At 37.8% G+C, this 14,865-nt stretch carries 16 protein-coding genes; 6 read left to right on the top strand and 10 right to left on the bottom strand.

Translation table 11 applies throughout. The features are described 5' to 3' along the window. Positions 1-20: 20 nt before the first annotated feature. From IPO46_11715 to IPO46_11695, 5 genes are all read left to right on the top strand, one after another. Positions 21-629: a hypothetical protein gene (locus IPO46_11715; protein QQS62740.1), complete on the top strand. Its 609-nt coding sequence runs from the start codon at positions 21-23 to the stop codon at positions 627-629. Continuing rightward, complete coding sequence (tsaB, locus tag IPO46_11710; GenBank protein ID QQS62739.1) at positions 626-1,291, top strand: tRNA (adenosine(37)-N6)-threonylcarbamoyltransferase complex dimerization subunit type 1 TsaB; 666 nt, start codon at positions 626-628, stop codon at positions 1,289-1,291. Before IPO46_11715 ends, tsaB begins: the two co-directional genes overlap by 4 nt. Before the next feature lie 105 nt (positions 1,292-1,396). Continuing rightward, on the top strand, positions 1,397-1,747 hold the full coding sequence (locus IPO46_11705) for a helix-turn-helix transcriptional regulator (protein QQS62738.1): 351 nt from the start codon (positions 1,397-1,399) through the stop codon (positions 1,745-1,747). Between the two features lie 83 nt (positions 1,748-1,830). Beyond that, positions 1,831-3,234 carry an MBL fold metallo-hydrolase gene (locus tag IPO46_11700; GenBank protein ID QQS62737.1) on the top strand — a complete coding sequence of 468 codons (1,404 nt, stop codon included), beginning with the start codon at positions 1,831-1,833 and terminating at the stop codon, positions 3,232-3,234. 143 nt (positions 3,235-3,377) lie between these two features. Further along, on the top strand, positions 3,378-3,608 hold the full coding sequence (locus IPO46_11695; protein QQS62736.1) for a helix-turn-helix transcriptional regulator: 231 nt from the start codon (positions 3,378-3,380) through the stop codon (positions 3,606-3,608). A gap of 24 nt (positions 3,609-3,632) precedes the next feature. Here IPO46_11695 and IPO46_11690 read toward each other — a convergent pair whose 3' ends face one another. Continuing rightward, positions 3,633-4,559, bottom strand: a complete 927-nt coding sequence (locus IPO46_11690) for a lipid A biosynthesis acyltransferase (protein QQS62735.1) — start codon at positions 4,557-4,559, stop codon at positions 3,633-3,635. Positions 4,560-4,693: 134 nt separating this feature from the next. After that, positions 4,694-5,047, bottom strand: a complete 354-nt coding sequence (locus IPO46_11685; GenBank protein ID QQS62734.1) for a helix-turn-helix transcriptional regulator — start codon at positions 5,045-5,047, stop codon at positions 4,694-4,696. Between the two features lie 127 nt (positions 5,048-5,174). On the opposite strand from IPO46_11685, the gene IPO46_11680 reads away from it, so the two are divergent. After that, on the top strand, positions 5,175-6,041 hold the full coding sequence (locus IPO46_11680) for a pirin family protein (protein QQS62733.1): 867 nt from the start codon (positions 5,175-5,177) through the stop codon (positions 6,039-6,041). A gap of 8 nt (positions 6,042-6,049) precedes the next feature. Here the strand turns inward: IPO46_11680 and nadB are convergent, their stop codons facing one another. The 8 genes from nadB to IPO46_11640 all read right to left on the bottom strand — a co-directional run bounded on the left by nadB (position 6,050) and on the right by IPO46_11640 (position 14,865). Beyond that, complete coding sequence (nadB, locus tag IPO46_11675) at positions 6,050-7,654, bottom strand: L-aspartate oxidase (protein QQS62732.1); 1,605 nt, start codon at positions 7,652-7,654, stop codon at positions 6,050-6,052. Positions 7,655-7,710: 56 nt separating this feature from the next. Continuing rightward, positions 7,711-9,699, bottom strand: coding sequence for a (E)-4-hydroxy-3-methylbut-2-enyl-diphosphate synthase (ispG, locus tag IPO46_11670; protein QQS62731.1), 1,989 nt, complete (start codon positions 9,697-9,699; stop codon positions 7,711-7,713). 69 nt (positions 9,700-9,768) lie between these two features. Next, entirely contained in the window at positions 9,769-11,397 is a 1,629-nt protein-coding gene (locus IPO46_11665) for a VWA domain-containing protein (GenBank protein ID QQS62730.1), read from the bottom strand. Between the two features lie 63 nt (positions 11,398-11,460). After that, positions 11,461-12,288: a class D beta-lactamase gene (locus tag IPO46_11660; GenBank protein ID QQS62729.1), complete on the bottom strand. Its 828-nt coding sequence runs from the start codon at positions 12,286-12,288 to the stop codon at positions 11,461-11,463. Then, entirely contained in the window at positions 12,285-12,869 is a 585-nt protein-coding gene (locus tag IPO46_11655; GenBank protein ID QQS62728.1) for a DUF3109 family protein, read from the bottom strand. The genes IPO46_11660 and IPO46_11655 overlap by 4 nt, the downstream gene beginning before the upstream one ends. Positions 12,870-12,988: 119 nt before the next feature. After that, positions 12,989-13,339, bottom strand: a complete 351-nt coding sequence (secG, locus tag IPO46_11650) for a preprotein translocase subunit SecG (protein ID QQS62727.1) — start codon at positions 13,337-13,339, stop codon at positions 12,989-12,991. 1 nt (position 13,340) lies between these two features. Beyond that, positions 13,341-14,330 carry a hypothetical protein gene (locus tag IPO46_11645; protein ID QQS62726.1) on the bottom strand — a complete coding sequence of 330 codons (990 nt, stop codon included), beginning with the start codon at positions 14,328-14,330 and terminating at the stop codon, positions 13,341-13,343. A gap of 10 nt (positions 14,331-14,340) precedes the next feature. After that, a complete protein-coding gene (locus IPO46_11640) occupies positions 14,341-14,865 on the bottom strand; it encodes a hypothetical protein (protein ID QQS62725.1) in 525 nt (174 codons plus the stop codon).

Below are 14,865 nucleotides of genomic sequence, written 5' to 3'. Positions count from 1 at the left end.
TTTTTGCAAAAAACAACTTAATGAAAATAGCCGTTTTGAATGGTGAGCCCTGGCAAATGGATTTTTTAAAAAATATTTCGGATACTGAACTAATTACAGCTCAAAATACCGAAATGCTTTTTGCCCAAAAAGCAAATGCATTTATTATTTTTAATATTACACAGGAATACTTAAACATAAAAGAAGATAATTTACCTGTATTATTAGGTTGCGTGTGTAAGAGCAATAAAGAAATGAATGTTGCTGCAAATGTTATCCGATTTAATGATTGGAATGGTTTTTTAGAAAAAACTAAATGGGAAATTTCTGGTGAAACCACTCCAGGGATTTTGAACCTTTTTCATCATTTGGGTAAAGAGCCAATTTTTTGCAGTGATGTTCCGGGTTTTATTAGTGCAAGGATAATAGCTTTAATTATTAATGAAGCTTACATTGCCTTAGCCGAAGGCGTAAGCACAAAAGGAGAAATAGATATTGCTATGAGGCTTGGCACCAATTATCCATACGGGCCATTTGAATGGTGCGAAAAAATAGGGAGGAAAAATATTTATTTTTTGCTCTCCAACTTATCAAATTCAGATGAACGCTACCTTCCAGCGCCATTGCTGGTAAAAGAATGTAATTTATGAGCCTCATCCTCAATATTGATACTTCAGAACAAATAGCTACTGTTTCCATTGCAGAAAATGGACTAATCTTTGCTTTACAAAAAAATGAAACCCAAAACAAGCATGCTGCATTTTTACATACAGCAATAAAATCACTCCTTGATAATTTACCTAACCAAAAAATTAATGCCGTAGCAGTTGTTGCCGGGCCAGGCTCTTACACCGGCTTAAGGGTGGGAATGAGCGCTGCAAAAGGGTTATGTTATGCATTAAACTTACCACTCATTACCATTAACTCATTAGCTATGATTGGACATGCAGCAGTAAAACATTCAACAGAAAAGGATGCTTATTTATGTCCCATGATAGATGCAAGGAGAATGGAGGTTTTTACTGCTCTATACAGCCCTTCACTTAAAGAAATAATTGCTCCCAAAGCTGAAATAATCAATGAAGGATTTTTAAATTACATTATGAATTTCGCTAATAAAGTATTTTTTATGGGCACCGGGGCAATCAAAATTTCAAAAATTTTCCCAAATAGTAAATATCATATTACCGACCCAACAGAACATTTTCCGTCATCAATGGCAATGCTTTCATATTCAAATTTTTATGAGCGCAAATTTGCTAGCCTGGCTTTATCAGAGCCATTTTATATTAAGGATTTCTACGGAAAATAAAGGCACATATTTTTTATTTTAACAATATTATATTAAAATAAATAGCAGCTTTTTTGTATATTTGCAACTTAAATAATTGTTCAAGCATTTAAAAATTACAAACCTATGACGGTTACCACTCATTTACAAGAACCTGAGAATACGTTGGTTAACGTAAACTCAGAGGCATTAAAAATTAATTACCACAACTTAAAAAAGGCTGCATTGGTATTGCGTGCCCTTAACCACAAATTAAGGCAACAGATTTTACATTTGATAGAAACGGAGAAGAAAATTACCGTTACAGAGATTTATATAAAAATGCGCCTTGAGCAATCCGTTGCTTCTCAGCATTTAGCAATTCTGCGTAAAGCCGGTTTTGTAAATACAGAAAGAGATGGAAAATTTATTTACTACACTGTAAATTATAAAAGAGTTGAACAAGTTGGGGATATAGTTGAGCAACTTGTTGCTTAAAAAAAATTGTTTTTACTGGATGCAAAGCGGGCTAAGGCTCGCTTTTTGTTTACTACTTAATTATTTTAATAAATTTTATATAAATGTATATTCAACAACTCTATACAGGGTGCCTTAGCGAAGCTGCTTATTATATTGAGAGCGAAGGAGTAGCGGCTATAATTGATCCCTTAAGGGATACAAACCTGTATTTGGAAATGGCCAGGGAGCGTAATGCCCAAATTAAATACATTTTTGAAACGCATTTTCATGCCGACTTTGTAAGTGGCCATATTGACCTTGCCCATGAAACTGGTGCTACTATTGTATTTGGCCCGGGAGCAGTAACGGCTTATAAAACCTATAATGCAAAAGACGGCGAAGTTTTTAACCTTGGAAAAATAACTATTGAAGTTTTACACACGCCTGGCCATACTTTGGAAAGTTGTTGCTATTTATTAAAAGATGAAAGCGGGAAAAACCATACAATTTTTACCGGCGATACTTTATTTGTAGGAGACGTAGGCAGGCCCGATTTAAGCAGTGGAAATATGAGCAGCGAAGAACTTGCTGCGGTACTGTATGCAACGATACAGTCTAAAATTTTACCCCTGGAAGACCACATTATTGTGTACCCTGCACATGGGCCTGGAAGCAGCTGTGGTAAAAACCTTGGTCCCAACACTTTTAGTACTATTGGGGAAGAAAAGAAATCCAATTATGCGCTGCAGCCGCAAACTGCAGAACAATTTATTAAAACCATTACCAGCGGCTTACAGGAGGCACCCGTATATTTTGCAGTTAATGCAAAAATTAATCAAAAGGGTTATGATAAACTGGAAGATGTAAAAATGCGGGGAATGTTGGCTTTAGATATTAACAGCTTTAAGGCAAAGGCAACAGAAGGAAGTATTATACTCGATACACGGAATGCTACAGAATTTACACAGGGTTTTATTCCCGGATCGGTATTTATTGGCCTCGAAGGCAGGTTTGCCGAATGGGCAGGGAGCCTTTTACCTTTTGATAAAAATATAATACTGGTAACCACGGAGGGCAAGGAAGAAGAATCGGTGGTAAGGCTTGCCAGGGTTGGGTTTAATAAAATGGATGGATTTTTGCACAATGGGTTTCCCACATGGAAAGATGCCGGTGAACCCATTGATATGATAATAGATGTAGAAGCCGATGAACTGGCAATGGATATACCGCACGACCCCAATTTATGTATTGTAGATGTTCGTAGGGAAACTGAATTTGGCAATGGCCATATAAAAGGAGCTATTAACCTTCCGCTGCATGAAATAACCGACCCTGCACAACTGGCAAATTTTGAGGATTCCCAAAATTTATACATCCATTGCGCCGGTGGATACAGGAGCGTTATTTCAGCTTCTATTTTTAAAAAACAAGGTCTTCATAATTTAAGAAATGTACTGGGTGGTTGGGAAAAAATTGCACAACAGCAAAACATAGTTAAGGAAACAGATAAAACCGTTTTAAATTAGTTTGCCCAGAACAGGAACCTGGCTTTATTTCCCAAAGCTTTAGAAAGTTTTCTACCGTTAAAACACCCTCCTAAAATTGGGTGTTTTTCACGTTGTTTTGATTGAATATCCCTTTCATCTTTGTACCCTAAAATTTTTAAAAAATGAAAACCTCATTGAGTAACGAACTTAGCAACAGGGAAATTGAAATTCTTGCCCTGGTAAGTATGGGTTTATTTGACCAGGAGATTGCCAAACAAAATTTTCTTTCTCCCCATACAGTAAGGCAGCACCTGAAAAATATTTATAAAAAAATTGGTGTAAGAAACAGAGTTGAAGCTTCGCTGAAATATCTTTTCTTTTTTCAGCCGGTAAGCATTTATGGTACAGCGTAAAACTGTGTTACGGCAAAGCTGATTTTAAGGTGAATAATATTGGCTCCGTACATCCTCAAAAGCTGGCTCCGGTGTGCCATCAATCCATTTATAACCCTCCCTGTATCCCCATTTCCACCGCTTATGGCTCCACAAATAATTTGCTGGCTGTTTACGAATAATGCGCTCCATAAAATCCCGGTATTTTAAAGTAAACTCTTTTTCATTTAGCAGAGACCCGTCTTTTGAAAAAACTTCAGGAACAAATTTGTAGTATCCCCTTTTTACTTTTACCATATCTACAAATACCACTGCAATATTGCTGTTTCTTGCCGATTTATCGGGACCGGAAAAAAAGGGGGCAGGTTTATTAAAGTAATTCAACCAATAAACATTTGTAAGGTTCCCGGGGTTTTGGTCGGCTGCCAGCCCAATTGCATATTGCTGGTTAAAAACAGCATTTCGTAAGGTTACAAATTCATGAGCCGCAACCAGTACAGTACCTCTTTTAGAGCGCATCTTATAAATAATCTTATCCATTATTTTATTATTGATGCGCAGGTAAATCCCCACCCAGGAAATATTTATTTTTTCGGCTACCGCCATATTTACAAACTCCCAGTTCATTTGGTGGCCACCCATAAACTGTATGTTTTTACCACTTTCTATTAAGGGTTGCACATCAGTAATATCTATAATCCCCCTATGGGAAATTTGGTTATTTGAGAGGCTCAAAAGTTTTAAAGTTTCAATAAATGTATCGGTAAAATTGCGGTAAAACTGTTTGGCAATTTGCCGCCTTTCCTTTTCTGGTTTTTCGGGAAAAGCAATGCCCAGGTTTACCAGCACTACTTTTTTACGGTAGCCCATTACTGAGTATAAAATAAAAGCAACAAAATCGCTTATACCATATAATATAAAAAATGGCAGCAGGGAAAAACAATAAAGCAAACCGTAAACTATATAATACATGTAATTTTAAACCTGTTATTGCCGTCAAAGATATAAAGCAAATTCAAAACAGTCGCTATAAAAAAAATGATAACCCTTTTAATGAAGAAAAAATTAAATCCTGCAAATTAAAATGGCTTATGATTTAGCGGCAATTATTTTCCAAAAATTTTCTTACGGTGAATATTTCCCCAGTCTCTAAGGCTATCAATAAGCTTATGCAAGGTTTTACCATGAGGGGTCAACTCATATTCTACCACCGGCGGAAATGCATCATAAACTGTTCTCACAATTAACTGGTGCCGCTCCATTTCTTTGAGTTCCTTCGACAGCATTTTATCAGAAATACCGCCAATTTCCCTCGCAATTTCCTTAAACCTTTTTTTACCGAAGGTAAGGGCAATAATAATCTGCAGCTTCCATTTACCTGCCAGCACCTCCAGGGCATCTTTTACGGGTATTAACATAAGGGAACACTCTTTTTCTCCCAATTTTACTCTTTTATCCATGGTACAGCTCCTTTAAGTAACTTTGTGGATAGCGCTATACAAAAGTATAGTGCTTACTAATAGATAGCAAATATACTTAACTTTATTCTTGTAAAAAAATCAATTAAAAATAAAGGGGAAAATACCAATGGCACAAAAAACAATAAAAAAAATAGAAAAAGGAAGGCCGATAAATGTAGGTTCTATGAAGGTAAGGGAGCTTTTGCCAACCGATTCCGGTTTTTTTAACCCATTCCTGGTTTTTCACCATGCAGAAACAGTAATCAGTAAAACGATACCCATCAGCCAGCAAGGCGTTGGGCCACACCCACACAGGGGATTTAGCCCCGTAAGTTTTATTTACCGTGGGGGCGTTCATCACCGGGACAGCCGTGGGAATAACAGTATTATCTATGAAGGAGGCACCCAATGGATGAATACCGGTATGGGCGTTATCCATAGCGAAAGGGTACCTGATGATATATTTGAACATGGTGGCGAACAGGAACTATTACAGGTATGGGTAAACAGCCCTGCAAAAAATAAAATGGACCCGCCTGCCTATTATCCTTCTTCCAAAGAGGAAACCCCAACACTAACCAGTAAAGACGGGTTGGTAACCCTAAGGCTGCCTGCCGGGAAATTAGATAATGTAAGCGGCAAAATACCTACACTTACACCTGTTACTACAATAATGGGTGAAGCTAAAAAAGGAGGCACTTATACTTTTAACTTTCCTAAAAACCAAAACAGCTTATTGTATGTTTTAAGTGGAAAAATAATTGTAAATAGAAATACTGAGGTAAACAATAAGGAGTTGATTTTATTTAATAAAGATGGAGAAAGTTTTGACATTACTGCTTTGGAAAACAGTAAGTTTTTTGTAGGCAGCGGGGAACCAATTGATGAACCTATTGAAGCAAGGGGACCATTTGTAATGAATACTTCCTCTGAAATTATGGAGGCTTACAGGGATTATCAAATGGGCAAAATGGGTGTATTAATAGAAGACTGACGAAGTAATTACAATATCGTATTTTGAACTATTTCACTTTTGCCGGGGTAATCTGTATTAAAATGCAGCCCCCGGCTTTCGTGCCTTAGTTCGGCGCCTTTTACAATTAAGTAACTCACAGTAATCATGTTGCGTAATTCGCACAGTTGTGGCGATAGTTCTGTTCTTTGATAAAGGTTTACTGTTTCATCAAACAATAGGTCGAGCCTCCTGTTTGCCCTTTGCAAACGATCGTTATTGCGAACAATACCAACATAATCGCTCATGATAAGTTTGAGCTCTTTTATACTTTGTGTTATCACAATCATTTCTTTGGGCGCAGTGGTTCCGGCGGTATTCCAGTCGGGTATTGCTTTTTCTGAAATGGTAATTTTAGTATTTACTTTTTCTACAGCATCTATAAATGCCCTATGAGCTAAAACCATTGCTTCGAGCAAACTGTTACTGGCAAGGCGGTTGGCGCCATGCAACCCGGTACTGGCACATTCACCGGCGGCATATAAATTTTTTATGGAACTCCTTCCCCATTCATCTGTTTTTATTCCTCCGCAACTATAATGGGCTGCAGGTGAAACAGGTATCATATCATTTGCCACATCAATACCCATACTTTTACATTTGGCATGGATATTTGGGAAATGTTCTAAAAATTTTTGCTGATCCATGTGGCGGCAATCAAGGTAAACAAATTCGGTACCATTTACTTTCATTTCATTATCAATTGCACGGGCCACAATATCCCTTGGCGCAAGGTCTTTCCTGTTATCGTATCGCTCCATAAATGTTTCCCCATTTACATTACGTAAAATACCACCGTCGCCCCGTACCGCTTCTGTAATTAAAAAGCTTTGGCCCCTTACACCGGTTTCATATAATGCTGTAGGATGAAATTGGATGAATTCCATATTTTCAATACGGCCTTTGGCACGATAAACCATTGCCACACCATCTCCAGTAGCAATGGCAGGATTGGTTGTGCTCCTGTAAACCTGCCCGTTTCCACCGGTTGCCAGCAGGGTTACCGAAGCCAGGATTTTTTCAATTTTTTTGCTTTCCAGGTTTAAGACATACACACCATAACTCTCAATATCTGGTGTAGATTTTGTAACCAGGTAGCCTAAATGATGCTGGGTGATAATATCAATTACATAACAATGATTGATGATTTCAATATTTTTTTGCTTTGCTGCGGCTGTAAGTAAGGTGCGCTCCATTTCCCAGCCGGTAATATCTTTATGATGAAGGATGCGATATTCGCTATGCCCGCCTTCTTTTCCCAATTTATAATCCCCATCGGGGTCTTTATCAAAATTGGCGCCCCAATTAATTAATTCCGCAATGCGTTCAACACCTTCTTTCACTACAATTTCCACAATTGCAGGGTTACAAAGGCCATCCCCTGCAATGAGTGTGTCTTCAATATGTTTGGTAAAGCTATCGTGTTCTTTGTCCCATACACCTGCAACACCGCCTTGTGCATACTTGGTATTGGTTTCATCACTTTGTGTTTTAGTTAATACTGTAATTTTTTTTTGAGGGCAGGCCTGTGCCACTTTAATTGCATAACTCAGGCCGGCAATGCCACTACCTATTACTAAAAAATCTGTTTGCATTCAAATAAATATTATAGAAATTAATGGTAAAATACAGGAATTAAAGTTTCAAGCTTTTATAGTTGCATCTTAACCTGCGTCTCCGCATCTATCCACACCTCATTTTCTTTCAATAAATTGATCAATTCCTGCACGGCAATATCGCTATTGATATTTTTTTTCACAACTTTTTTCCCTTTGTATAAAGTTATTTTACCGGGGCCGCTGCCCACATAACCAAAATCGGCATCGGCCATTTCCCCAGGGCCATTTACAATACATCCCATAATTGCTATTTTCAACCCTTTTAGGTGCTGGGTAACAGCTCTTATTTTTGCGGTGGTTTCCTGTAAATCAAAAAGGGTACGGCCACAACTTGGGCAACTGATAAATTCTGTTTTGGAAATCCTGGTACGCACCGCCTGCAATATGGAAAAAGAAGTATTATTTAAGAACCGATGATTATTTTCCATAGGCAAATAAGTTCTTCCCTTCATGCCAATATTTTCCAGCTTTTCGGGGTTATTAATCAACCATATACCATCGCCAAGGCCATCTAAAAACAACCCTCCTGAAACTACGGAAAAATTGATTAACTGCTCATCAATAGTTACGGCATTGCTTTCCACTGCTATTACAACCGGGTTGGTAATTTTTTGCTGCATTAATTCAATAAAAAACATCCGGCATTGTTGCATGGCATTTACTTCATTTGAAAAAATACAAGGCACAAAATTTGTATTGTTTTGCAAAAAAGCAATAATAGCTGAACAATCCTCATCTGCATTTACGGCAATAAAGTTGAGCAACGGTGATGTGCGGTTGGCATTTTGATAGTTCGATCCATCAAACAAAGGAAAATACTTTTCGGGTTCATTTGTATGCAGCCATGTTTTATAACTACATATTACCCTTAAAGTGCCCGGAAGGTGAAAATTGATTGTTTTATCATGAGTAAAAATGAAGTCGGCTGCGCCATCGGCAATTTTCCATTTATCTGTTTCCGGGTTATAAACATAGCCAATAGATACCAAATCTGCAGGAGTTATTAGTTTCTGCAGCATAAAATCTGCAATTACAACTGGTACATGCTTTTTACCGGTATTAATAATTTCATGAGTGTTTCTCCTTGCATATTCAAAAGGTGAATAGGGCAATTCAACTTTTGCTACTATTGTATTTTCTGCTGGAAGGTTTTTGAGCAAATCTTTACAAACTGGTATTTCAAACTCGGGGTCTTCCGTTAAACTTACCCTAATGGTATCCCCAATTCCATCCTGCAAAAGGGAACCTATTCCAATCGCCGATTTTATCCTTCCATCTTCCCCATCTCCAGCTTCTGTTACCCCAAGGTGCAATGGATAACATTCAGCAAATTCGTCGCTCATGTGCTTTACAAGCAGGCGATATGCCTGGGCCATCACCAATGGGTTACTGCTCTTCATGCTCAGCATTATATTGTGGTAATTTTCACTGCGGGCAATACGCAAAAACTCCATTGCACTTTCCACCATGCCTATGGCAGTATCGCCATAACGGCTCATAATACGGTCGCTAAGGCTGCCATGGTTGGTGCCTATACGCATAGCAGTGCCATGCTCTTTGCAAATTTTTACCAGTGGGGTAAAACGCTCTCGAATCCTTTCAATTTCTTCTGCATAATCTGCATCGGAATATTCTATTTGTTCAAATTTTTTTTTGTCTATATAATTACCCGGATTAATTCTCACTTTTTCAACAATCTTTGCGGCAATTTCTGCAGCATTGGGCGTAAAGTGGATATCTGCAATTAGCGGGGTTTCATATCCCCTTTTCCTTAGCTCATTTTTAATTTGCAAAAGATTCTCTGCTTCTTTTTTAGAAGGAGCTGTAATACGCACCATTTCTGCACCAGCTTCAATACAACGAATGCATTGCGCTACTGTTGCCTGGGTATCCATAGTATCGGTTGTGGTCATGGTTTGCACCCTTATTGGATGGCCATTACCTAAAAGGAGTTGCCCAATTTTAACTTCTCGTGTTTTAAGCCGGCTATAGCTGGCCAATGAATTGCAATACGATTGCATGAAACAAAATTAATGAAGCAAAGTTAACGAATATCTGCCTGTGTTTGAGAAGGTAGCGATATAGTGGCATTACCAATCTTTTTCGGGTTGGTTGGGCGACTGTGCATTTTGCTTATTCAATTTATCGTGTAGGTTGCGCTCCTGCTGCATCAGCGCTTTTAATTTTTCTTCGGCATCTTTTTGGGAAAGCCTGGATGATTGTGGCTTGGGTTGCTGATTTTTATTTTGGTCTTGCTGATTTTGCTTTTCTTTTTTCTCCTGCTGTTTACGTAATGCCTTTTGAAGATTTTGCCGGGCTTGTTCATGCCTGGGGTTGAGCAATAAAGCATTCTTATAGGCTATGATGCACTCGTCATTTTTTTTATTGTTTTGCAATACCACGCCTCTATTATACCATACATCAGATAATTCAGATGAAGTACTTAAAAGTTTTGCGGCTTTATCATAAGCGGCTATAGACTCTTCGGTTTTTTTTGATTTATATTGTGCATTGGCAAGGTTATAGTAGGCAATACCACTTTTGGGGTTTTCTTTTATAGCTTCTTTATATTTATTTGCTGCGGCTGAATAGTTGCCTTTTTGATATTCGGCATTACCCTGCTTAATGAACTCATTTTCTGATTGTGCAATGGCAAAATTCGCAAAAACTAAAAAGTGTATCGCCGTGGTTATTATTTTTTTCTTAATGCCTCCATTTGCTTTACGCTTTTTTTCAGTTACAAATACTTCAATTAATAAAAGTATAAAAGCGGCAGCAGCAAAATATTGAAAATAATTAAGCCAATCCGTTAACGAATCATCTTTTACTGCTTTTTGCTCCATATGTGCAATTTGGTTTAAAATATTATTCACCACTTTATCGGTATTGTCAAAATATTGGTAAAGGCCATTGCCACTTTTTGCTATCTGCCTAAGCTCTACTTCATTAAGCTTGCTTATGATTGTATTTCCATTGATATCTGTTTTTAACTGGCCAGTTAATAGGTCTAAAATAGGTGCACCTTGCTGGGAACCCATGCCTACGGTATGTATGATACCACCTGATGCCGCAATATTTTTGGCAACGGCCAGTGCATCTTCATCGTGGTCTTCCCCATCGCTTATAAGAATAATGGTTTTATACTTTTTTTCGTTACTGTTAAATGCGGCATTACTCATTTTCAAGGCTTCAGCAATTATTGTTCCCTGAGTAGGAATAATATCCGGCGATGCAGTAGATAAATACATTTTTGCTGCACTATGATCTGCCGTTAAAGGCATTTGTAAATAGGCTTTTCCTGCAAAAACCACAATCCCCAGCCTGTCGTTCTGCAACCGGTCAATTAATTTATTTACCAATTGCCTTGCCCTTTCCAGCCTGTTGGGTTTAATATCCCCGGCAAGCATGCTTTTACTTACGTCCAGTGCAATCATTACATCAACTCCGTTTCTTTTACCCAAAGGTGTACCCGCAGAGCTTCGCATATTTGCAAGAGAAAATACCAGCAAACTCAATGCAGTAACTATCAATAAAAATTTGATTAGGTATTTACGGGAACTGTAAGCCGCCGTAAGTTGATCTACCAATTTTTTATCCCCAATTTTTTTTGCCGCTTTTTTCTTTTTCCTGAGGGCCTGTAAAAAAATGAGCACGGCTACTACAGGCAACAGTAGCCCGGCATATAATAAATAGGTATACTGAAATTCGGGAATGCTCATATAATACGATAACTGGATTTATTTTTTTAAGTACGAAAGGGAAAATACCCTTAAACAATGGCCTTATTTTTTTCCTTCAAAAAAACCATAGCTCTTTAAAATATCTTTTGTTATGGCAATTCTTGCAGGCACCATATCAAAATTTTTGTCTGGCGATTTAAGTAAGGTTACAAAAAAATATACATGCCTGTTTTCTTCAATCCAGCCGGTAAGCCAGCCAATGCTGTTCCCTGCTTCATCAAATCCCCAACCGGTTTTATAGCTCAGCTTATAAGCTGTATTATCTTCCTGCACCATCAATCTACTCATTGTTTGCTGAACGGATTTTCTAAAGGGTAATTGTTCAAAATATAATTTTTTTAATAGGCCTAATTGCTCATCTGGTGAAATTTTTAAGGTATTATTCAACCAAAACGAATCTACGGGGCCAGATATTTTTTTTGTACCATAACCCAGGCTATCTAACCAAAGCTGCAGGGTATCTTTACCAATGCGCCTTGCCAGCTCCTGAAAGTAAGGAACTGCGCTTGCCTTAAAAGCTTCTTTAAAGGTTAAATCTTTGTTCCAATCGGTAGCTTCTTTTCCGTTGGGGAAATACACTTTATTGCCATTCCATTTTATGGGCATATTTTCATCGGTGGCAGTGCCGGTTTCTAAAGCTATTAACCCATTTACTATTTTAAATGTAGATGCCGGCAAAAAGCGTGTGGTATCCATAGCAAAATTGTAAACGGTTATTTTACCGTTTGAATTATCTAAAAAAGCAAAACAACCGTCTACTTTTTTTGCATCGAAATATTTTTTAAGGCTACTATCTACTTTAGCTTCGTTTGTATTACACCCGTAAATAAAGGATAAAGAAAGGGCAATTATAAAAATATTAGGTTTCATTTTTTTGAATTTAGATGAATGGCTGCAGCTGATAGCGCCTCGTAAAATTTTTTCCCAAACTTACGTATTAATGGTTCTTTTAAAAACTCGTAAACAGGAACTTTAAGTTTTTTTCCTAACGTACATCCTGGCTTACAATGGTCTTCCCTGGGCTCGTAGTTTACGTATTCCGTTGTACTGTTTTTACTTTTTTTTACTATTATGGGAAACAAGTGGCAGCTTACCGGCTTCTTCCATTTTATTTTATTATCGTAAAATGCCTGTTCGACACCGCATTTTACCACACCGTTTTTATCTTTAATACCATACACACATATTGCGCCGTTAATAGCCGGCGTTACCCAGCCAAACTCTTTATGGTACACATAAAGGCCCTGCTTTTCAATTTCAGCAATACTTTCTGCATTGAGGTAAGGTTTTACTTTATCGTACACTTTATCTATCATTTTCAATTCGTCTTTTTCCAATGGTGCGCCGGCATCACCATCTACGCAACAGGCGCCTTTACATTTTGCAAGGTCGCAAACAAATTTTTCCTGAAGTACTTCATCGCTAAGTAAAACATGGTCTATTGCTATCATAAAACAAAAATACTATTAATGCACATTGATAAAACTATAAATATTGCTAGCAAACCTACAGCCCAACAAAAAATAAAAAACCCTGCTCAAAAGCAGGGTCAATAAAAAAAGTTAAAAAATTATTTATTGCTATCGGGAGCAACCGTTCCTGGCATTTGTGTTGCATTGGTAGCAGGTGCCGGTTGAGATTTAGGTACGGAAACCGGTGTGCTTTTTAGTAAATCATCGCCGGATGCTGCACCTTCTTTTGGAATAAAAGCCGGGGAAATGAGGCATAACAAAGCCACAATACCGGCAAAAACCCAGGTACTTTTTTCCAGTACATCTGTAGTTTGTTTTACACCCATAAACTGGTTGCCAAAACCACCAAAAGTACCGGATAGGCCACCACCTTTGGGATTTTGAATTAACACGATTAAGCCCAGTATAACTGCTGCAAGTATCACTAATATTCCGAATATAACTAACATCTTAATTGTCTTTTAAATATTCAATTTGGGCTGCAAAGTAAGCACTTTTTGAAGGATTAAGCAAACTTAATTTTTGATAAATTTCCCTTGCTTTTTCTGATTTGCCCTGGGTTTTGTATGCCTCGGCCATGGTTTCGGTTATAATTTCCTGCTCTTCATTGCTTTTTTCAGCCAAATTTTCAACGGCATGGTCCACAGGCGCATCTGGGGAAACCTTATAATGGCTTTGTTTTTTCATAATTTTGAGCCACTCTGTAAAGCTTTTAAGTTGCTTCCCCAATTTATCGGAGCCTGCGGTATCCTCAGTAATTTTTATACCCTGCGATGCAAAATAATCGGTAGTATGCAGTGGTTCAAATAACCATTCCTGGGGCAAAGCTTGTTGTTGGATAGCAACTTCAGGTTCATTGATGCCCTTTTTTTCTGGCATTGCAGGCTCTTTGTTTTCCGGAGTTGCTTTATTGGGTACGTTTGGCGGGGCTAATTCTTCTTCGTGTTTTAGAAAACTATTTTTATCCAGTAAATTTTGAAGGGCGCCTTCAACAACAGGTATGCCGGCGTTTTCCTGCAACCGTGCTGATTTTTCAGGGATAGGATGTAGCATTTCATTACTGTAATGAAATTCTTTTTCAACTTCAAGGCCTTGACCCACAAACGGTTCATCTATATTAGCAAGGTAAGCCGTATTACTCATTGGCGTAGGTTCCTCATGTATTATTTCTTCTTTTTCACGCTGAGCAATAATTTCTACTGGCTTTATGGCTTGCCCGTTTTCACTATTATTTAACCGGAAATTCAATAAAAATGGATTATGAAAATGCAATGCTGTTTTTGCGGCACTGTTTTCATCGTAAACGGTATCTTTCTTTAACTTAAAAAAATGCGCCAGTGAAAAATACGGATACTCCTCAGTAACCTGCTTTAAAAGGTAAACATCGGAAGAGTCAAAAGAAGTTTTAAAAATTGTCCTAAAAATATCATCCTGCAGCATCGGTTCAGTTTTACCAGTTGGAAAATATCTTGTTAAAAATTTCGTCTGTAAGGTCACGAACTATATCTGGAGATAGCGATGCATCAATTTGCGAAAGTGAGGCATCGCCGGATATATCATAGGAACGGGAAAGGTCGGCTTCAAAACTTTTTGTATCGTCGAGTGTATTCTTAAACGTAAGGTGAAAGGCAACGCTTAAGCGGTTGCCACTTGTATTATTTCCTGTAATGCTTACAAAGGTAATGCTATATTGCGATAAATAGCCGCTGATATCATAATGGGCATCATCGCTGTTGGTTTGCCGCAGGCGTGTAGTGCCTATTATTTTTTGCTTTAGCTTTTCGGTAAGCTCCGGGCTAAGCCTGGTATTTACATATTGTGCTTTATTCTCCAGGTAATTTACTCTAAAAGTTTTTATATCGGGCGATAAAGCGCCTACATCATTAAAACCATATTTGCAGGTGGCAAAATTAAATACGGTAAAGCACATCAGCAATAATAAGTAAGCGGCTAATTTATTTTTTAAGAAGAACAT

It is taken from the genome of Chitinophagaceae bacterium (assembly GCA_016699815.1).
Lineage (GTDB): Bacteria > Bacteroidota > Bacteroidia > Chitinophagales > Chitinophagaceae > Ferruginibacter.
Note: the sequence above shows the minus strand (reverse complement) of the source record. Positions and strands in the feature narration are given on the sequence as shown.

Bases quoted from the DNA above. Each gene is read 5' to 3' on its own strand.
- IPO46_11705 (QQS62738.1), top strand. From the start codon at position 1,397: ATGACGGTTACCACTCATTTACAAGAACCTGAGAATACGTTGGTTAAC.
- IPO46_11680 (QQS62733.1), top strand. From the start codon at position 5,175: ATGGCACAAAAAACAATAAAAAAAATAGAAAAAGGAAGGCCGATAAAT.
- IPO46_11655 (QQS62728.1), bottom strand. From the start codon at position 12,869: ATGATAGCAATAGACCATGTTTTACTTAGCGATGAAGTACTTCAGGAA.
- IPO46_11695 (QQS62736.1), top strand. From the start codon at position 3,378: ATGAAAACCTCATTGAGTAACGAACTTAGCAACAGGGAAATTGAAATT.
- IPO46_11665 (QQS62730.1), bottom strand. From the start codon at position 11,397: ATGAGCATTCCCGAATTTCAGTATACCTATTTATTATATGCCGGGCTA.
- secG (QQS62727.1), bottom strand. From the start codon at position 13,339: ATGTTAGTTATATTCGGAATATTAGTGATACTTGCAGCAGTTATACTG.
- IPO46_11715 (QQS62740.1), top strand. From the start codon at position 21: ATGAAAATAGCCGTTTTGAATGGTGAGCCCTGGCAAATGGATTTTTTA.
- ispG (QQS62731.1), bottom strand. From the start codon at position 9,699: ATGCAATCGTATTGCAATTCATTGGCCAGCTATAGCCGGCTTAAAACA.
- IPO46_11660 (QQS62729.1), bottom strand. From the start codon at position 12,288: ATGAAACCTAATATTTTTATAATTGCCCTTTCTTTATCCTTTATTTAC.
- IPO46_11640 (QQS62725.1), bottom strand. From the start codon at position 14,865: ATGTTCTTCTTAAAAAATAAATTAGCCGCTTACTTATTATTGCTGATG.
- nadB (QQS62732.1), bottom strand. From the start codon at position 7,654: ATGCAAACAGATTTTTTAGTAATAGGTAGTGGCATTGCCGGCCTGAGT.
- IPO46_11700 (QQS62737.1), top strand. From the start codon at position 1,831: ATGTATATTCAACAACTCTATACAGGGTGCCTTAGCGAAGCTGCTTAT.
- IPO46_11685 (QQS62734.1), bottom strand. From the start codon at position 5,047: ATGGATAAAAGAGTAAAATTGGGAGAAAAAGAGTGTTCCCTTATGTTA.
- IPO46_11645 (QQS62726.1), bottom strand. From the start codon at position 14,330: ATGCTGCAGGATGATATTTTTAGGACAATTTTTAAAACTTCTTTTGAC.
- tsaB (QQS62739.1), top strand. From the start codon at position 626: ATGAGCCTCATCCTCAATATTGATACTTCAGAACAAATAGCTACTGTT.
- IPO46_11690 (QQS62735.1), bottom strand. From the start codon at position 4,559: ATGTATTATATAGTTTACGGTTTGCTTTATTGTTTTTCCCTGCTGCCA.